This window comes from Streptomyces subrutilus, assembly GCF_001746425.1.
Lineage (GTDB): Bacteria > Actinomycetota > Actinomycetes > Streptomycetales > Streptomycetaceae > Streptomyces > Streptomyces subrutilus_A.
Window position 1 is genome coordinate 4432675 of record NZ_MEHK01000001.1, and the last position, 16840, is coordinate 4449514.

General features: G+C 68.1%; 22 protein-coding genes. 21 read left to right on the forward strand and 1 reads right to left on the reverse strand.

All coding sequences use genetic code 11. The features are described from left to right. Positions 1 to 54: 54 nt before the first annotated feature. The 21 genes from rpsH (at position 55) to glmM (ending at position 15846) form a co-directional block, all read left to right on the forward strand. Positions 55 to 453 carry a 30S ribosomal protein S8 gene (rpsH, locus tag BGK67_RS21025; protein WP_007265911.1) on the forward strand — a complete coding sequence of 133 codons (399 nt, stop codon included), beginning with the start codon at positions 55 to 57 and terminating at the stop codon, positions 451 to 453. Positions 454 to 473: 20 nt separating this feature from the next. Beyond that, complete coding sequence (gene rplF / locus BGK67_RS21030; RefSeq protein ID WP_069921524.1) at positions 474 to 1013, forward strand: 50S ribosomal protein L6; 540 nt, start codon at positions 474 to 476, stop codon at positions 1011 to 1013. Between the two features lie 2 nt (positions 1014 to 1015). Next, complete coding sequence (gene rplR, locus BGK67_RS21035) at positions 1016 to 1399, forward strand: 50S ribosomal protein L18 (protein ID WP_030026334.1); 384 nt, start codon at positions 1016 to 1018, stop codon at positions 1397 to 1399. Positions 1400 to 1444: 45 nt separating this feature from the next. Further along, a complete protein-coding gene (gene rpsE / locus BGK67_RS21040; protein ID WP_030298218.1) occupies positions 1445 to 2050 on the forward strand; it encodes a 30S ribosomal protein S5 in 606 nt (201 codons plus the stop codon). Further along, a complete protein-coding gene (rpmD, locus tag BGK67_RS21045; protein ID WP_005313525.1) occupies positions 2050 to 2232 on the forward strand; it encodes a 50S ribosomal protein L30 in 183 nt (60 codons plus the stop codon). The genes rpsE and rpmD overlap by 1 nt, the downstream gene beginning before the upstream one ends. A gap of 2 nt (positions 2233 to 2234) precedes the next feature. Beyond that, positions 2235 to 2690 carry a 50S ribosomal protein L15 gene (gene rplO / locus BGK67_RS21050; RefSeq protein WP_069921525.1) on the forward strand — a complete coding sequence of 152 codons (456 nt, stop codon included), beginning with the start codon at positions 2235 to 2237 and terminating at the stop codon, positions 2688 to 2690. Between the two features lie 187 nt (positions 2691 to 2877). Then, positions 2878 to 4191, forward strand: coding sequence for a preprotein translocase subunit SecY (gene secY, locus BGK67_RS21055; protein WP_069921526.1), 1314 nt, complete (start codon positions 2878 to 2880; stop codon positions 4189 to 4191). Beyond that, positions 4191 to 4838 (forward strand): adenylate kinase, encoded by a 648-nt coding sequence (locus tag BGK67_RS21060; protein WP_069921527.1) that lies wholly within the window; start codon positions 4191 to 4193, stop codon positions 4836 to 4838. The genes secY and BGK67_RS21060 overlap by 1 nt, the downstream gene beginning before the upstream one ends. 94 nt (positions 4839 to 4932) lie before the next feature. Then, positions 4933 to 5784, forward strand: a complete 852-nt coding sequence (gene map / locus BGK67_RS21065) for a type I methionyl aminopeptidase (RefSeq protein WP_069921528.1) — start codon at positions 4933 to 4935, stop codon at positions 5782 to 5784. 138 nt (positions 5785 to 5922) lie between these two features. Continuing rightward, the gene (gene infA / locus BGK67_RS21070) at positions 5923 to 6144 is read left to right on the forward strand and encodes a translation initiation factor IF-1 (RefSeq protein ID WP_003956442.1); all 222 of its coding nucleotides are present in this window, start codon (positions 5923 to 5925) and stop codon (positions 6142 to 6144) included. Positions 6145 to 6217: 73 nt separating this feature from the next. Further along, on the forward strand, positions 6218 to 6331 hold the full coding sequence (gene rpmJ / locus BGK67_RS21075) for a 50S ribosomal protein L36 (protein WP_003956441.1): 114 nt from the start codon (positions 6218 to 6220) through the stop codon (positions 6329 to 6331). A 198-nt stretch (positions 6332 to 6529) separates the two neighbouring features. Further along, on the forward strand, positions 6530 to 6910 hold the full coding sequence (gene rpsM / locus BGK67_RS21080) for a 30S ribosomal protein S13 (protein WP_069921529.1): 381 nt from the start codon (positions 6530 to 6532) through the stop codon (positions 6908 to 6910). 54 nt (positions 6911 to 6964) lie between these two features. After that, positions 6965 to 7369 carry a 30S ribosomal protein S11 gene (gene rpsK, locus BGK67_RS21085; RefSeq protein ID WP_003956432.1) on the forward strand — a complete coding sequence of 135 codons (405 nt, stop codon included), beginning with the start codon at positions 6965 to 6967 and terminating at the stop codon, positions 7367 to 7369. Between the two features lie 205 nt (positions 7370 to 7574). Beyond that, entirely contained in the window at positions 7575 to 8597 is a 1023-nt protein-coding gene (locus BGK67_RS21090; RefSeq protein ID WP_008739666.1) for a DNA-directed RNA polymerase subunit alpha, read from the forward strand. 105 nt (positions 8598 to 8702) lie between these two features. Next, positions 8703 to 9167 carry a 50S ribosomal protein L17 gene (rplQ, locus tag BGK67_RS21095; protein ID WP_069921530.1) on the forward strand — a complete coding sequence of 155 codons (465 nt, stop codon included), beginning with the start codon at positions 8703 to 8705 and terminating at the stop codon, positions 9165 to 9167. Positions 9168 to 9273: 106 nt separating this feature from the next. Then, positions 9274 to 10125, forward strand: a complete 852-nt coding sequence (truA, locus tag BGK67_RS21100; protein ID WP_069921531.1) for a tRNA pseudouridine(38-40) synthase TruA — start codon at positions 9274 to 9276, stop codon at positions 10123 to 10125. Between the two features lie 33 nt (positions 10126 to 10158). Then, on the forward strand, positions 10159 to 11787 hold the full coding sequence (locus BGK67_RS21105; RefSeq protein ID WP_069921532.1) for an ABC-F family ATP-binding cassette domain-containing protein: 1629 nt from the start codon (positions 10159 to 10161) through the stop codon (positions 11785 to 11787). A 67-nt stretch (positions 11788 to 11854) separates the two neighbouring features. Continuing rightward, positions 11855 to 13111: a glycosyltransferase family 87 protein gene (locus BGK67_RS21110; protein WP_069924006.1), complete on the forward strand. Its 1257-nt coding sequence runs from the start codon at positions 11855 to 11857 to the stop codon at positions 13109 to 13111. A gap of 232 nt (positions 13112 to 13343) precedes the next feature. Further along, on the forward strand, positions 13344 to 13787 hold the full coding sequence (rplM, locus tag BGK67_RS21115; protein WP_069921533.1) for a 50S ribosomal protein L13: 444 nt from the start codon (positions 13344 to 13346) through the stop codon (positions 13785 to 13787). Positions 13788 to 13829: 42 nt separating this feature from the next. After that, the gene (rpsI, locus tag BGK67_RS21120) at positions 13830 to 14351 is read left to right on the forward strand and encodes a 30S ribosomal protein S9 (RefSeq protein WP_069921534.1); all 522 of its coding nucleotides are present in this window, start codon (positions 13830 to 13832) and stop codon (positions 14349 to 14351) included. 136 nt (positions 14352 to 14487) lie between these two features. After that, the gene (glmM, locus tag BGK67_RS21125) at positions 14488 to 15846 is read left to right on the forward strand and encodes a phosphoglucosamine mutase (RefSeq protein ID WP_069921535.1); all 1359 of its coding nucleotides are present in this window, start codon (positions 14488 to 14490) and stop codon (positions 15844 to 15846) included. Here the strand turns inward: glmM and BGK67_RS21130 are convergent. Next, positions 15843 to 16814, reverse strand: a complete 972-nt coding sequence (locus BGK67_RS21130) for a DUF389 domain-containing protein (protein WP_069924007.1) — start codon at positions 16812 to 16814, stop codon at positions 15843 to 15845. The genes glmM and BGK67_RS21130 overlap by 4 nt on opposite strands. Positions 16815 to 16840 lie beyond the last annotated feature (26 nt).

A 16840-nucleotide genomic window follows, 5' to 3' on the forward strand; every position in this document is an offset into this window, starting at 1 on the left:
GGAGAGGGATGGCGCATACAGGAAACCCCGGCGAGAGAGGCCGAAGGCCACTTCATGACCATGACTGACCCGATCGCAGACATGCTCACTCGTCTGCGCAACGCTAACTCGGCGTACCACGACACCGTCGTGATGCCGCACAGCAAGATCAAGTCGCACATCGCGGAGATCCTCAAGCAAGAGGGTTTCATCACCGGCTGGAAGGTCGAGGACGCCGAGGTCGGCAAGAACCTCGTCCTCGAGCTGAAGTTCGGGCCGAACCGTGAGCGCTCCATCGCGGGCATCAAGCGGATCTCGAAGCCCGGTCTGCGCGTGTACGCGAAGTCCACCAACCTGCCGAAGGTCCTCGGCGGCCTGGGCGTGGCGATCATCTCCACGTCCCACGGTCTCCTGACCGGTCAGCAGGCAGGCAAGAAGGGCGTAGGTGGGGAAGTCCTCGCCTACGTCTGGTAGTCGGGAACGGAGGAAAAGCAATGTCGCGAATCGGCAAGCTCCCCATCCAGGTTCCCGCCGGTGTGGACGTCACCATCGATGGCCAGACGGTCAACGTGAAGGGCCCCAAGGGTTCCCTCGCGCACACCGTTAAGGCGCCCATCGCAGTCGTCAAGGACGAGGCTGGCGTTCTGAACGTCACCCGCCCGAACGACGAGCGTCAGAACAAGGCCCTGCACGGCCTGTCCCGCACGCTGGTGGCGAACATGATCACCGGTGTGACCACGGGATACGTCAAGGCTCTCGAGATCAGCGGTGTCGGTTACCGCGTGGCCGCGAAGGGCTCCAACCTGGAGTTCCAGCTCGGCTACAGCCACCCGATCCTGGTGGAGGCGCCCGAGGGCATCTCCTTCAAGGTCGAGTCGCCGACCAAGTTCTCGGTCGAGGGCATCGACAAGCAGAAGGTCGGCGAGGTCGCCGCCAACATCCGCAAGCTGCGGAAGCCCGACCCGTACAAGGCCAAGGGTGTCAAGTACGCCGGCGAAGTCATCCGCCGCAAGGTCGGAAAGGCTGGTAAGTAGCCATGGCATACGGTGTGAAGATCGCCAAGGGCGACGCGTACAAGCGCGCTGCCAAGGCTCGCCGCCACATCCGCATCCGCAAGAACGTCTCGGGTACGGCGGAGCGTCCGCGCCTCGTCGTGACGCGTTCCAACCGCAACATCGTTGCTCAGGTCATCGACGACCTCCAGGGTCACACCCTGGCGTCGGCGTCGACCCTGGACGCTTCGATCCGCGGTGGCGAAGGCGACAAGAGCGCCCAGGCCCAGGCTGTCGGCGCGCTCGTCGCCGAGCGTGCCAAGGCTGCGGGTGTCGAGACCGTCGTGTTCGACCGCGGTGGCAACCGATACGCCGGGCGCATTGCCGCTCTGGCTGACGCCGCCCGCGAAGCCGGGCTGAAGTTCTAAGCCCCGGTTCCGGGACTCACGGACGTAACAGAGAGAGGTAATCCAATGGCTGGACCCCAGCGCCGCGGAAGCGGTGCCGGTGGCGGCGAGCGGCGGGACCGGAAGGGTCGCGACGGTGGCCCTGCCGCCGAGAAGACCGCTTACGTTGAGCGCGTTGTCGCGATCAACCGCGTCGCCAAGGTTGTCAAGGGTGGTCGCCGCTTCAGCTTCACCGCGCTGGTCGTGGTGGGCGACGGTGACGGCACTGTAGGTGTCGGTTACGGCAAGGCCAAGGAAGTTCCCGCGGCCATTGCCAAGGGTGTCGAGGAAGCCAAGAAGAACTTCTTCAAGGTTCCGCGCATCCAGGGCACGATCCCTCACCCGATCACGGGTGAGCGTGCCGCGGGCGTCGTGCTCCTGAAGCCGGCTTCCCCCGGTACCGGTGTTATCGCCGGTGGTCCGGTGCGCGCCGTTCTGGAGTGCGCCGGCGTCCACGACATCCTGTCGAAGTCGCTCGGCTCGTCGAACGCGATCAACATCGTGCACGCGACCGTGGCAGCGCTCAAGGGCCTGCAGCGTCCCGAGGAGATCGCGGCTCGCCGTGGTCTGCCCCTCGAGGACGTCGCTCCCGCGGCCCTGCTTCGTGCGCGTGCCGGGGCGGGGGCTGCGTAATGGCTCGCCTCAAGATCACGCAGACGAAGTCGTACATCGGCAGCAAGCAGAACCACCGTGACACTCTGCGTTCGCTCGGGCTCAAGCGCCTGAACGACGTGGTCGTCAAGGAGGACCGCCCCGAGTTCCGCGGAATGGTTCACACCGTCCGCCACCTCGTGACGGTTGAGGAGGTTGACTAATCATGGCTGAGAACAGCCCGCTGAAGGCCCACAACCTCCGTCCCGCCCCCGGCGCCAAGACCGCGAAGACCCGTGTCGGTCGTGGTGAGGCGTCGAAGGGTAAGACGGCCGGTCGTGGTACGAAGGGCCAGAAGGCCCGCTACCAGATCCCGGAGCGCTTCGAGGGCGGGCAGATGCCCCTCCACATGCGTCTCCCGAAGCTCAAGGGCTTCAAGAACCCGTTCCGCACCGAGTACCAGGTCGTGAACCTGGACAAGCTCGGCGCTCTCTACCCCGAGGGTGGAGAGGTCACGGTGGCCGACCTGGTCGCCAAGGGCGCGGTGCGCAAGAACAGCCTCGTCAAGGTCCTGGGCCAGGGCGAGATCTCCGTGGCGCTGCAGGTTTCGGTTGACGCCGTCTCCGGCTCCGCCAAGGAGAAGATCGCTGCCGCGGGCGGCACTGTCACCGAGCTCGTCTAAGACGAATTCAGTGGCTAAATAGCTCGAAACCCGACCGGGGATGCCTCACATATGGGGCATCCCCGGTTGGTCGTTCCACGGGAGGCGCACTCGCCGGTAAGGTGGCGTGCACCTTTGCTTTGTCGTATTCGTCGATCCCTCAGACCGTCACCTCTGACGCAGTAGCGCGGGGGTCGCAGGAGGCACCGTGCTCACCGCGTTCGCCCGGGCGTTCAAGACGCCCGACCTGCGCAAGAAGCTGCTCTTCACGCTCGGCATCATCGTGCTGTTCCGGCTCGGGTCCCACATCCCGGTACCCGGCGTGAGCTACAAGAACGTTCAGATCTGTGTCGACCAGGCAGGCAGCAGCAACGGGCTGTTCGGTCTCGTCAACATGTTCAGCGGCGGTGCGCTGCTGCAGATCACGATCTTCGCGCTCGGCATCATGCCGTACATCACGGCGAGCATCATCCTGCAGCTGCTGACCGTGGTCATCCCGAAGCTGGAGACCCTCAAGAAAGAGGGCCAGTCCGGCACGGCGAAGATCACTCAGTACACGCGCTATCTGACGGTCGCGCTCGCGATCCTCCAGGGCACGGGCCTCGTCGCCACCGCCCGCACCGGTGCCCTGTTCCAGGGCTGCCAGGTCGCCAGCCAGATCGTCCCCAACCGTTCGATCTTCACCACCGTCGTCATGGTCGTCACCATGACGGCCGGTACCTGTGTCGTCATGTGGCTCGGTGAGCTCATCACGGACCGCGGCATCGGCAACGGCATGTCGATCCTGATGTTCATCTCCATCGCCGCCGGCTTCATCGGCGCCCTCTGGGCCATCAAGGAGCAGGGCAAGATCGCGGACGGCTGGGTCGAGTTCGGCGTGGTCATGCTCGTCGGTCTCGCGATGGTCGGCCTGGTGGTCTTCGTCGAGCAGGCGCAGCGCCGGATCCCGGTGCAGTACGCGAAGCGCATGATCGGCCGCCGTGCGTACGGCGGTACCTCGACCTACATCCCGCTCAAGGTGAACCAGGCGGGCATCATCCCCGTCATCTTCGCCTCGTCGCTGCTGTACATCCCGGCCCTGGTGGTGCAGTTCAGCGGTTCCACCGCCGGCTGGGCGACGTGGATCCAGAAGCACTTCGTCAAGGGCGACCACCCGTACTACATCGCCGTCTACTTCCTCCTGATCGTCTTCTTCGCGTTCTTCTACGTGGCGATCTCGTTCAACCCCGAGGAAGTTGCAGACAACATGAAGAAGTATGGTGGGTTCATCCCGGGTATTCGTGCCGGTCGACCTACCGCCGAGTACCTGAGCTACGTGCTCAACCGGATCACTTGGCCGGGGTCGCTGTACCTGGGTCTCATCGCTCTTGTGCCGACGATGGCGTTGGCCGGCTTCGGAGCGAACCAGAACTTCCCGTTCGGCGGGACGAGCATCCTGATCATCGTGGGTGTGGGTCTGGAAACCGTGAAGCAGATCGAGAGCCAGCTCCAGCAGCGCAATTACGAAGGGTTCCTCCGCTGATGCGAATCGTCCTCGTCGGACCGCCCGGTGCGGGCAAGGGAACGCAGGCCGCGTTCCTTGCCAAGAACCTGTCGATCCCGCACATCTCCACGGGCGACCTGTTCCGGGCCAACATCAGCCAGGGCACCGCGCTGGGCAAGCAGGCGAAGGCGTTCATGGACGCCGGCGACCTGGTGCCCGACGAGGTCACCATCGGTATGGCCAAGGACCGCATGGAGCAGGCGGACGCCGCGAACGGCTTCCTGCTCGACGGCTTCCCGCGCAACGTGTCGCAGGCCGAGGCCCTCGACGTGATGCTCCAGACCGCGGGCATGAAGCTCGACGCCGTCCTCGACCTGGAGGTCGAGGAGGACGAGGTGGTCAAGCGGATCGCCGGCCGCCGGATCTGCCGCAACGACTCGTCGCACGTGTTCCACGTGGCGTACGCCCAGCCGAAGACCGAGGGCGTCTGCGACAAGTGCGGCGGCGAGCTGTACCAGCGCGGGGACGACTCCGAGGCCACGGTCCGCAACCGGCTGGAGGTCTACCACACGCAGACCGAGCCGATCATCGACTACTACAAGGCCCAGGGTCTGCTCGTGACCATCCCCGCCCTCGGTGAGGTCGCGGACGTGACGAAGCGCGCGATGGAAGCACTGAAGAAGTAGTCACCCTTTGGCGTGCAGGTACGGCCGCGGTGTCCCCAGGGCATCGCGGCCGTACTGTTGAGAAGACTCGTACCGAGGCTGGAAGGCTTTTTTCATGGTCCAGATCAAGACCCCCGAGCAGATCGCGAAGATGCGCGAGGCGGGGCTGGTCGTCGCCGCGATCCATGCGGCGACCCGTGAGGCGGCCGTACCCGGCGCCACGACGCGGGATCTGGACATGGTGGCCCGCAAGGTCATCGCGGACGCCGGCGCGAAGTCCAACTTCCTCGGCTACGGCGGTTTCCCCGCGACCATCTGCACCTCGGTGAACGAGGTCGTGGTCCACGGCATCCCGGACGACAAGACGGTCCTCAAGGACGGCGACATCATCTCGATCGACGCCGGCGCGATCGTCGACGGCTGGCACGGGGACGCGGCCTACACCGCCTTCGTGGGCACTGGGCACGCCCCTGAGCTCGTGGAGCTCTCCCGGGTGACCGAGGAGTCCATGTGGGCCGGTATCGCCGCCATGAAGCTGGGCAACCGGCTCGTGGACATCTCGAAGGCGATCGAGACGTACATCAAGCGCCAGCCGCGGCCGTCCACCGGTGAGCACAGCCTGGGCAAGTTCGGGATCATCGAGGACTACGGCGGGCACGGCATCGGGTCCGAGATGCACATGGACCCCCACCTGCTGAACTACGTCTCGCGCAAGCGGGGCAAGGGGATCAAGCTCGTGCCGGGCGTCTGCCTGGCCATCGAGCCGATGGTCTCCCTGGGCACTGCCCAGACCGAGGTCCTGGCGGACGACTGGACGGTCATCACCACGGACGGCACGTGGTCCTCCCACTGGGAGCACTCCATCGCGCTGACCGAGGCCGGTCCCATCGTGCTGACCAGCCCGGACTGCGGCAAGGCCAAACTGGCGGAGTACGGGGTCACCACGGCCCCGGACCCCCTCGGTTAATGATCTACAGTCTGGGGCAAACTTTCCGGATTCGTCTTTCTGGGAGCCCTGACGTAGACTGACTCGTCGGCTCTCGTGCACTTCCATGCCTGCATGGCGCACGGAGCCGATCAAGGTAGCCGATTCGAAGGGCGAAGCGTGGCCAAGAAGCAAGGTGCCATCGAAATCGAGGGCACCGTGATCGAGTCCCTCCCGAACGCGATGTTCAAGGTGGAACTGCAGAACGGTCACAAGGTCCTCGCGCACATCAGCGGAAAGATGCGCATGCACTACATCCGCATCCTCCCGGATGACCGGGTCGTCGTGGAGCTGTCTCCGTACGACCTCACGCGTGGCCGGATCGTCTACCGATACAAGTAGATCTTGTCCTCACTCCTGCCTGGGCATCCGTCCCGGTGCGGGTGGTGGCACTGACCCGGAGAACCTCACCCACATGAAGGTCAAGCCGAGCGTCAAGAAGATCTGCGACAAGTGCAAGGTGATCCGCCGTCACGGTCGGGTCATGGTCATCTGCGACAACCTGCGCCACAAGCAGCGCCAGGGCTGACGCACGCCGACCGACCTGCCTTCCGCAGTTCTTCGCGCGACGTAACAAAACGTACATACGCAGAACCCGCCCAGCCCTGAGAGGGGCCGGCGGCACCTCCGGCGGGGGCCGGGGACCCGGACGTACCATCACCCACTTCGGGTGGTCGGCGGTCGGGAGCGGTTCTGCGGAAGACCCCCGAACACACAGGAGCCATTTGTGGCACGCGTTTCCGGTGTCGACATCCCGCGCGAAAAGCGTGTGGAGATCGCACTTACCTACGTCTTCGGTGTCGGTCGCACCCGGTCCAAGGAAATCCTTGCGGCCACCGGTGTGAACCCGAACACCCGCGTTCGTGACCTGGCCGAAGAGGACCTCGTCAAGATCCGCGAGTACGTGGACGCCAACCTCCGCACCGAGGGTGACCTCCGCCGCGAGATCCAGGGCGACATTCGCCGCAAGATCGAGATCCAGTGCTACCAGGGCATCCGCCACCGTCGTGGCCTGCCGGTGCACGGTCAGCGCACCAGCACGAACGCGCGTACCCGCAAGGGCCCGCGTCGCGCGATCGCCGGTAAGAAGAAGCCGGGCAAGAAGTAGTCCTGTTCAGCGGTCTTGCGCTGTAGGACCGACCACCTCCCGTAGGAGATTTAGATGCCCCCCAAGGGTCGTCAGGGCGCTGCCAAGAAGGTGCGCCGCAAGGAAAAGAAGAACGTCGCTCACGGGCACGCCCACATCAAGAGCACGTTCAACAACACGATCGTCTCGATCACGGACCCCTCGGGCAACGTGATCTCCTGGGCCTCCGCCGGCCACGTCGGCTTCAAGGGCTCGCGCAAGTCCACCCCCTTCGCCGCGCAGATGGCCGCCGAGTCGGCCGCCCGCCGCGCGCAGGAGCACGGCATGCGCAAGGTCGACGTCTTCGTCAAGGGTCCGGGCTCCGGCCGTGAGACCGCGATCCGCTCCCTCCAGGCCACCGGCCTCGAGGTCGGCTCGATCCAGGACGTCACCCCCACCCCGCACAACGGCTGCCGCCCGCCGAAGCGCCGCCGCGTCTGATCCGGGGCGGCGCCCCTCCCCGCCGTCGCGGGGGTGATCCGCGCCGCCGCGTATGCGCAGCGGACGCACCTGTGCGTTCTTGAGTGTCCGGGCGGTACGACCCCTTCGGGGGCCGTGCCGCCCGTACCCTTGCAGTAGCCGTACCCCGGTACGGCGTCCCGTCGGGCGTCAAATAGTGGGCGTCCACGAATGAAGGAACACAGACATGCTTATCGCTCAGCGTCCTTCGCTGACCGAAGAGGTCGTCGACGAGTACCGCTCGCGGTTCGTGATCGAGCCGCTGGAGCCGGGCTTCGGCTACACCCTCGGCAACTCCCTGCGCCGTACGCTCCTGTCCTCGATCCCGGGTGCCGCTGTCACCAGCATCCGCGTGGACGGCGTCCTGCACGAGTTCACCACCGTGCCGGGTGTCAAGGAAGACGTCACCGACATCATCCTCAACATCAAGCAGCTGGTCGTCTCCTCGGAGCACGACGAGCCGGTCGTGATGTACCTGCGCAAGCAGGGTCCCGGCCTGGTCACCGCTGCTGACATCGCGCCCCCGGCCGGTGTCGAGGTGCACAACCCGGACCTGGTCCTCGCCACGCTCAACGGCAAGGGCAAGCTGGAGATGGAGCTGACCGTCGAGCGCGGCCGCGGCTACGTCTCCGCCGTCCAGAACAAGCAGCTGGGCCAGGAGATCGGCCGCATTCCGATCGACTCCATCTACAGCCCGGTCCTCAAGGTCACCTACAAGGTCGAGGCGACCCGAGTCGAGCAGCGCACCGACTTCGACAAGCTGATCGTCGACGTCGAGACCAAGCAGGCCATGCGCCCGCGCGACGCCATGGCGTCCGCCGGCAAGACCCTGGTCGAGCTGTTCGGTCTGGCGCGCGAGCTCAACATCGACGCCGAGGGCATCGACATGGGCCCGTCCCCCACGGACGCCGCCCTTGCCGCCGACCTGGCGCTGCCGATCGAGGAGCTCGAGCTCACCGTCCGGTCGTACAACTGCCTCAAGCGCGAGGGCATCCACTCCGTGGGTGAGCTCGTCGCCCGCTCCGAGGCCGACCTGCTCGACATCCGCAACTTCGGTGCGAAGTCGATCGACGAGGTCAAGGCGAAGCTGGCCGGCATGGGCCTGGCCCTCAAGGACAGCCCGCCCGGATTCGACCCGACCGCCGCCGCCGACGCCTTCGGCGCCGACGACGACGCGGACGCGGGCTTCGTCGAGACCGAGCAGTACTAAGAAGCTTGTGGGGGGTTCACGCCCCCCACACCCCCTCTTGCGACCGCCTGAGGGAACTGACACCGGTACCTGACACGGCCGGTGCAGATATGAAGGAGTAACACCATGCCGCGTCCCGCAAAGGGTGCCCGCCTGGGCGGCTCGGCCGCGCACGAGAAGCACCTCCTCGCGAACCTCGCGAAGGCGCTCTTCGAGCACGGCCGCATCACCACCACCGAGGCCAAGGCCCGTCGCCTGCGTCCCTACGCCGAGCGTCTGGTCACCAAGGCCAAGAAGGGCGACATCCACAACCGTCGCCTGGTGCTGCAGACGATCACGGACAAGAGCATCGTGCACACGCTGTTCACCGAGATCGCCCCGCGCTACGAGAACCGCCCCGGTGGTTACACGCGCATCACCAAGATCGGCAACCGTCGTGGCGACAACGCCCCGATGGCGGTCATCGAGCTGGTCGAGGCCCTGACGGTCGCCCAGCAGGCCACTGGTGAGGCCGAGGCCGCCACCAAGCGCGCGGTGAAGGAGGCGGAGGCCACCGAGGCTCCCGCCGCCGAGGAGACCAAGGAGGCCTGATCCCTTCCGGGATCACGCTGAATGGCTCTGAACGGGCCCGCCCCCTTCCGGGGCGGGCCCGTTCTGTCTTTCCTGACGCTCTTGAGCTTCTGAGAGGATCGGTCACGTGAGTGACGAGGTGGAGCCCGGGCACGTCCGGGTGCGGCTGGACCTGAGCTACGACGGCAAGGACTTCTCCGGCTGGGCGAAGCAGCGCGTGCTGCGGACCGTGCAGGGCGAGCTGGAGAGCGCGCTGCAGACGGTGATGAGGCTGCGGGAGCCGGTCGAGCTGACCGTCGCCGGGCGCACCGACGCCGGCGTGCACGCCCGCGGCCAGGTCGCGCAGTTCGACCTGGCCGAAGAGGTGTGGGCCGAGCACCACGACAAGCTGCTGCGCCGCCTCGCCGGTCGGCTGCCGCACGACGTCCGGGTGTGGAAGGTCGCCGAGGCCCCCGCGGGCTTCAACGCCCGCTTCTCGGCCATCTGGCGCCGCTACGCCTACCGGGTGGGCGACCACCAGGGCGGGGTCGACCCGCTGCGCCGCGGCCACGTCCTGTGGCACCAGTGGCCTCTCGACGTCGACGCCATGAACGAGGCCTCCGCCCCGCTGCTCGGCGAGCACGACTTCGCCGCGTACTGCAAGAAGCGCGAGGGCGCCACGACCATCCGCACGCTCCAGCAGCTCGGCTGGGAGCGCGGCGAGGACGGGATCGTCACCGCGACCGTGCGAGCCGACGCCTTCTGCCACAACATGGTCCGCTCGCTGGTCGGCGCCCTGCTGCACGTCGGCGACGGGCACCGGCCCACCGACTGGCCCGGCAAGGTGCTCGCGGCGGCCGTACGGGACTCCTCGGTGCACGTGGTCAAGCCGCACGGGCTGACCCTGGAGGAGGTCGGCTACCCGGCCGACGAGCTGCTGGCCGCCCGCAGCAAGGAAGCCCGGAACGTGCGGACCCTGCCGGGCGCCGGCTGCTGCTAATCCGTTTGGGCGGATCGCGGCCGGACCGGGACAATGCGCGGCATGGGACATCTCGAAGCCAGCCACCTGGAGTACTACCTTCCCGACGGGCGGGTCCTGCTCCCCGACGTCTCCTTCCGGGTCGGGGAGGGGTCGGTGGCGGCCCTGGTGGGGGCGAACGGCGCCGGCAAGACCACCCTGCTCAAGCTGATCTCCGGAGAGCTCCAGCCGCACGGCGGCGGGGTCACGATCAGCGGCGGGCTCGGCGTGATGTCGCAGTTCGTGGGCTCCGTACGGGACGAGACGACCGTGCGGGACCTGCTGGTCTCGGTGTCCCAGCCGCGGATCCGGGAGGCCGCGAAGGCCGTGGACCGCGCCGAGCAGCTGATCCTCACCGTCGACGACGAGGCCGCGCAGATGGCGTACGCGCAGGCGCTCAGCGACTGGGCCGACGTGCAGGGCTACGAGGCGGAGACCCTGTGGGACGTTTGCACCATGGCCGCGCTCGCCATCCCGTACGACTCCGCGCAGTTCCGCGAGGTGCGCACGCTGTCGGGCGGTGAGCAGAAGCGGCTGGTGCTGGAGGCGCTGCTGCGCGGGCCCGACGAGGTGCTGCTGCTCGACGAGCCGGACAACTACCTCGACGTGCCGGGCAAGCGCTGGCTGGAGGAGCAGCTGAAGGCCACCCGCAAGACGGTGCTCTTCGTCAGCCACGACCGGGAACTGCTCACCCAGGCCGCTGAGAAGATCATCAGCCTGGAGGCGAGCCCGACGGGCAGCGACGTGTGGGTGCACGGCTCGGGCTTCGCGACCTACCACGAGGCCCGCAAGGAGCGCTTCGCGCGCTTCGAGGAGCTCAAGCGGCGCTGGGACGAGGAGCACGCCCGCCTGAAGGCCCTGGTGCTGCGGCTGCGCAACCAGGCCGCCTCCAGCCCCGACATGGCCTCGCGCTACCGGGCGATGCAGACCCGCTTCCAGAAGTTCGAGGAAGCCGGCCCGCCTCCGGAGCCGCCGCGCGAGCAGGACATCAGGATGCGGCTCAAGGGCGGCCGGACCGGCGTGCGGGCGCTGACCGTGGAGAACCTGGAGCTCACGGGGCTGATGAAGCCGTTCTCCCTGGAGGTCTTCTACGGGGAGCGGGTCGCCGTCCTCGGCTCGAACGGCTCGGGCAAGTCGCACTTCCTGCGGCTGCTGGCCGGCGAGGACGTCAAGCACACCGGCAGCTGGAAGCTGGGCGCACGGGTGGTTCCCGGCCACTTCGCGCAGACCCACGCGCACCCGGAGCTCTTCGGCCGCACCCTCGTCGACATCCTGTGGACGGAGGCGGCCAAGCCCCTGGGCCAGGCGATGGGGGCCCTGCGCCGCTACGAGCTGGAGCGGCAGGGCGAGCAGCCCTTCGAGAAGCTCTCGGGCGGCCAGCAGGCCCGCTTCCAGATCCTGCTGCTGGAGCTGGCGGGGACCACGGCGCTGCTCCTGGACGAGCCGACGGACAACCTGGACCTGGAGTCCGCGGAGGCCCTGCAGGACGGCCTGGAGTCGTACGACGGCACGGTGCTGTGCGTCACGCACGACCGCTGGTTCGCCCGCACATTCGACCGCTACCTGGTATTCGGTTCGGACGGTGTGGTGCGGGAGACTCAGGAGCCCGTCTGGGACGAACGTAGAGTCGAACGCAAGCGCTAGGGGGAGACCGCCCCCTCGGTCGGAGTGAGGGGGAGGCGTTGTGGGCCTGCGGCCTGGCATCTGGCTCATGAAACGGGAGAAACACAGCTCCGGGAACCGGCTGGTCGACTGGCTGCTGCGGCCCGCGTCCCGGCCCTGGCAGCTCCTCTCCCTCGCGGTCGTCCTCGGGGTGTGCGTCTCCACGAGCTTGCGGGAGAACTGGGGCTCCGACAACGCCTTCGTGGTCAAGGCCGCGCAGACGCTGCTGGCCGGCGGCTCTCCGTACGAGGACAAGCGCTTCCTGTACCTGCCGAGCGCGGTCCTCATGGCCGTTCCGGAGGCGCTGCTGCCGACGACGGTGCTGCGGTGGAGCCTGCCGGTGGCGATGTCCGGGCTGCTGGGCATCGGCTGGCTGGCCGCGCTGCGGATCTTCTCGGTGCCGCTGCGCTCGCGCTTCGCGGTCGTCGGGTTCCCGGTGCTGGCCCTGGCCTACAAGCCGTACGTGAACCTCGTGCTGATCGGCAACTGGACCGCGATCTCGGCGGCCGCGCTGCCGGCGGCCCTGCTGCTCGCGCACCGGCGGCACTGGGGGGCGGCCGGACTGGTGGTCGGGCTGGCGATCGCCTGCAAGCCGATGCTGGTGCCGGTCGGGCTGCTGTTCGTGCTCGCGCGGCGGTGGCGGGGGCTGGCCGCGGCCGTGCTGGTTCCGCTCGGGCTCTCGCTGGCGGGCGCGCTGCTGATGCCGAGCCCGTCGCTGTTCTTCACCAAGACCCTGCCGTTCCTGCTCCAGGGGCAGGACGCGTACGCGCTGCCGTGGGACGCCTCGCCGATCGCGGTGCTGCCCCGGCTGGGGGTGCCGGAGCCGCTGGCGGTGCTGGTGGCCTTCGCGGGGGCCGGGGCGGGGCTGTGGGCCGCCTGGACCCGGTGGCGGCGTACGGAGGGGGAGCCGGACGGGGGAGAGCTGCGGCTCGTGGAGACGGCCTGCATGGTGATGCTCGCCGCGTTCCTGGTCTCCCGGCCGTCCTTCGACCACTACCTGCTGGTGGTGCTGCCGCTGCTGCTGGCCTCGGCGGTGCGGCCCGGCTCGATGCCCCGCTCGCCCTGGTTCTGGCTGGCCCTGGCGCCCCAGCTGGCACTGGTGCCGTGGCCTTCGGAGCTGGACCACAAGCGGCGCGCGTTCAAGGACTGCGCCACCCTGTGCGGGCTCGCGATTCTGCTGGCGCGTCGTGCGCTGCCCTCCGGACGGGTTATTCTGGAGCCTGTAACAACTGCGGGGTCCCCACCCAGGACCGAACCGGAGTGCGCCGCGACGCCAGCAGAATCGGCATCGCGGACCGCGTTTTGACCCATACGGGTCTGCTTGGGTATCCTGCTGGTTTGTTATGCGTATTGGCTTGCTCATTCTCACGTGAAAGGGCCTTACGCCGGTCCACCGGGCCGATGACCAGCGGTTCACACGGGTTGCGTCCCCGATGTGGACGAGGGCTGTCGTGATCGTCCGTGGTGACCTGTCAGGACCCTTCCCGTGGGGCTCGCGCCCCTGGGAACACCACCACTGAAGAAGCGAAGGCATACGCGTGCGTACGTTCAGCCCCAAGCCCGGCGACATCTCGCGCCAGTGGCTCGTCATCGACGCCCAGGACGTTGTCCTCGGCCGTCTGGCGACCCAGGCCGCCGCCCTCCTGCGCGGCAAGCACAAGCCGACTTACGCCCCCCACATGGACATGGGCGACTTCGTCATCATCGTCAACGCCGACAAGGTTCACCTGTCCGGCAACAAGGCGACCCAGAAGATGGCGTACCGCCACTCCGGCTTCCCGGGTGGTCTGCGTTCCGTGCGTTACGACGACCTTCTGGCGAACAACCCGGAGAAGGCCGTCGAGAAGGCCGTCAAGGGCATGCTCCCCAAGAACACCCTGGGCCGTCAGATGCTCTCGAAGCTGAAGGTCTACTCGGGCGACCAGCACCCCCACGCTGCCCAGCAGCCGGTGCCGTTCGAGATCACCCAGGTCGCGCAGTAGTTCCGGCCACCCCCTAAGACGTAGAAAATTCTGAGGAGCATCGTGGCCGAGACCACCGCCGAGACGACCCCCGCCGAAGAGTTCGAGGGCAACGTCGAGGAGTACACCAGCGAGTCCGAGGCCGTAGTCGAGGGCGACTACACCTCCGAGTCCCTTGCCGGTCGCTTCGGCGACCCCCAGCCGGCCGCCGGCCTGGGCCGTCGCAAGAACGCCATCGCCCGCGTCCGGATCGTTCCGGGCACCGGCAAGTGGAAGATCAACGGTCGCACCCTTGAGGACTACTTCCCCAACAAGGTGCACCAGCAGGAAGTGAACGAGCCGTTCAAGCTCCTCGAGCTGGACAACCGCTACGACATCATCGCCCGCATCGCGGGTGGCGGCGTCTCCGGCCAGGCCGGCGCCCTGCGCCTCGGTGTGGCCCGTGCGCTGAACGAGGCGGACGTGGACAACAACCGCCCGGCGCTGAAGAAGGCCGGCTTCCTCTCCCGCGACGACCGTGCGGTCGAGCGCAAGAAGGCCGGTCTTAAGAAGGCCCGTAAGGCTCCGCAGTACAGCAAGCGTTAATCTGCGCCTGCTGTTCTGCAACGAAACCGCCCCGGCAGCACTCTCCGTGCTGCCGGGGCGGTTCGTTTACCGCCACAAGCGGCAAATACCTGTCACAAGCGGTCATAAAGCGATGCAGAAACTCGGGAGGACAACAGTGGGACGACTCTTCGGGACGGACGGTGTACGCGGCGTTGCCAACGCGGATCTGACGGCGGAGCTCGCGCTCGGCCTCTCCGTGGCGGCTGCCCACGTACTGGGTGAGGCGGGTACCTTCGCGGGCCACCGGCCGACCGCGGTGGTCGGACGCGACCCCCGGGCCTCGGGCGAATTCCTCGAGGCGGCCGTCGTGGCCGGCCTCGCGAGCGCGGGCGTGGACGTCCTGCGCGTCGGTGTGCTGCCCACCCCGGCGGTGGCGTATCTCACCGGTGCGCTGGGTGCCGACCTCGGCGTGATGCTCTCCGCCAGCCACAACGCGATGCCGGACAACGGCATCAAGTTCTTCGCCCGGGGCGGCCACAAGCTCGCCGACGAGCTGGAGGACCGCATCGAGTCCGTCTACGAGGAGCACCGCACCGGCGCCCCCTGGGACCGGCCCACCGGCTCCGGCGTCGGCCGCGTCTCGGACTACAACGAGGGCTTCGAGAAGTACGTCGCCCACCTGATCGGGGTGCTTCCCAACCGCCTCGACGGCCTGAAGATCGTCCTGGACGAGGCGCACGGCGCGGCCGCGTACGTGTCGCCGGAGGCCTTCGCCCGGGCCGGCGCGGAGATCGTCACGATCGGCGCCGAGCCCGACGGCCTGAACATCAACGAGGGCTGCGGCTCCACCCACCTCGGCCTGCTCAAGGCGGCCGTCGTCGAGCACGGCGCCGACTTCGGCATCGCGCACGACGGTGACGCCGACCGCTGCCTGGCCGTGGACGGCGCGGGCGCGGAGGTCGACGGCGACCAGATCCTCGCCGTGCTGGCGCTGGCCATGCGCGAGGCCGGCCAGCTGCGCGGGAACACCGTGGTCGGCACCGTGATGTCCAACCTGGGCTTCAAGCTGGCCATGGAGGCCGAGGGCATCCAGGTCGTGCAGACCGGCGTGGGCGACCGGTACGTCCTGGAGTCGATGAAGGAGCACGGCTACGCGCTGGGCGGCGAGCAGTCCGGCCACGTGATCATCCTCGACCACGCGACGACCGGCGACGGCACGCTGACCGGGCTGCTGCTGGCGGCGCGGGTCGCGGCCACCGGCAGGTCCCTGGCCGAGCTGGCCGGCGTCATGCAGCGGCTGCCGCAGGTGCTGATCAACGTTCCCGACGTGGACAGGTCCCGCGTCGCGACCTCCGGCGAGCTGGCCGCGGCCGTGGCCGACGCCGAGCGCGAGCTGGGCGCCACCGGGCGCGTGCTGCTCCGTCCGTCCGGCACGGAGCCGCTCGTTCGGGTGATGGTGGAAGCCGCCGACATCGAGCAGGCCCGCGCGGTCGCCGGCCGGCTCGCGGACGTCGTGAAGTCGGCGCTCGGCTAGAACCCGCCCTGTCCGCGCGGTGGCGCACCCGGCTTCCGGATCATCCGGCCTTGCTGGGTGCGCCACAGCAGTTTCCAAGCGATGAGGGTGAGCGTGCCGGCCACGATGATGCCGAGCAGGTTCAGCAGCAGCTGCTCCGCCGAGCCCCGCATCTGCGCGAATTCGCCGTAGCTGAGGGCCACTGCCGCGTTGGCCGCCGCCGGGACGGTGGTGACGGAGATCGCCACGCCGACCAGGGCGCCGGCCTTCGCCGAGGTCAGCGACAGCATCCCGGCCACGCCGGCGAGCAGCGCCACGACGAACGAGAACGGGTCGGGCTGCCAGATGAAGCTCGTGTTCGGCCGGGGGTTGTCGAGCATTCCCGGGTGGAACTGGCCGAGCGCGTCCATCACCAGGCTGAACACCGTCGTCGCCGCGATCGCCGCGGCGAAGCCGACCAGCAGGGCGAGCAGCGAACGCCCGGCGGACTTCGGCTTCCGCTGTACCAGGCCCGTGCACACGCCGGCGAGCGGGCCGAACTCCGGACCGACCGCCATGGCGCCCACGATCAGGATCGCGTTGTCCAGGACCACGCCGCAGGCCGCGATCATCGTCGCCACGATCATGAAGACGGCATACGTGATGGTGAGGGTGGACTCCTCGTGCGTGGACTCGCCGAGCTGCTGCCAGATCACCGCGTCGGCGGCCTCGCCCGGCGCCTCCTCCTCCGCCTCGTCGGCGCGCCTGGAGATCGACAGGTCGATGTTCTCGACGGCGACCGAACCGGTCTCGTAGATGCCGACGGCGCGCACCTCCTGCAGCAACTCGTCTGCCGCCTCGCGCGCGACGTCACACAGCACCAGGTCGCCCTGTGGATCGCGGGCCGCGCCCTTCAGCACGACCAGGTGCGTGGTGCCGACCGTCTCGCCGATCAGCTCCAGCACCCGGTCCGTCAGGTCGGGCGGGGTGATCATCCGCAGATGCAGCATGCCCGTCACCCTAATGCGGACCGCAC

Bases quoted from the DNA above. Each gene is read 5' to 3' on its own strand.
- rplO (WP_069921525.1), top strand. From the start codon at position 2,235: ATGGCTGAGAACAGCCCGCTGAAGGCCCACAACCTCCGTCCCGCCCCC.
- rplF (WP_069921524.1), top strand. From the start codon at position 474: ATGTCGCGAATCGGCAAGCTCCCCATCCAGGTTCCCGCCGGTGTGGAC.
- rplR (WP_030026334.1), top strand. From the start codon at position 1,016: ATGGCATACGGTGTGAAGATCGCCAAGGGCGACGCGTACAAGCGCGCT.
- rpmD (WP_005313525.1), top strand. From the start codon at position 2,050: ATGGCTCGCCTCAAGATCACGCAGACGAAGTCGTACATCGGCAGCAAG.
- rpsK (WP_003956432.1), top strand. From the start codon at position 6,965: ATGCCCCCCAAGGGTCGTCAGGGCGCTGCCAAGAAGGTGCGCCGCAAG.
- BGK67_RS21130 (WP_069924007.1), bottom strand. From the start codon at position 16,814: ATGCTGCATCTGCGGATGATCACCCCGCCCGACCTGACGGACCGGGTG.
- rpmJ (WP_003956441.1), top strand. From the start codon at position 6,218: ATGAAGGTCAAGCCGAGCGTCAAGAAGATCTGCGACAAGTGCAAGGTG.
- rplQ (WP_069921530.1), top strand. From the start codon at position 8,703: ATGCCGCGTCCCGCAAAGGGTGCCCGCCTGGGCGGCTCGGCCGCGCAC.
- BGK67_RS21090 (WP_008739666.1), top strand. From the start codon at position 7,575: ATGCTTATCGCTCAGCGTCCTTCGCTGACCGAAGAGGTCGTCGACGAG.
- rpsE (WP_030298218.1), top strand. From the start codon at position 1,445: ATGGCTGGACCCCAGCGCCGCGGAAGCGGTGCCGGTGGCGGCGAGCGG.
- rpsH (WP_007265911.1), top strand. From the start codon at position 55: ATGACCATGACTGACCCGATCGCAGACATGCTCACTCGTCTGCGCAAC.
- BGK67_RS21110 (WP_069924006.1), top strand. From the start codon at position 11,855: ATGAAACGGGAGAAACACAGCTCCGGGAACCGGCTGGTCGACTGGCTG.
- map (WP_069921528.1), top strand. From the start codon at position 4,933: ATGGTCCAGATCAAGACCCCCGAGCAGATCGCGAAGATGCGCGAGGCG.
- BGK67_RS21105 (WP_069921532.1), top strand. From the start codon at position 10,159: ATGCGCGGCATGGGACATCTCGAAGCCAGCCACCTGGAGTACTACCTT.
- BGK67_RS21060 (WP_069921527.1), top strand. From the start codon at position 4,191: ATGCGAATCGTCCTCGTCGGACCGCCCGGTGCGGGCAAGGGAACGCAG.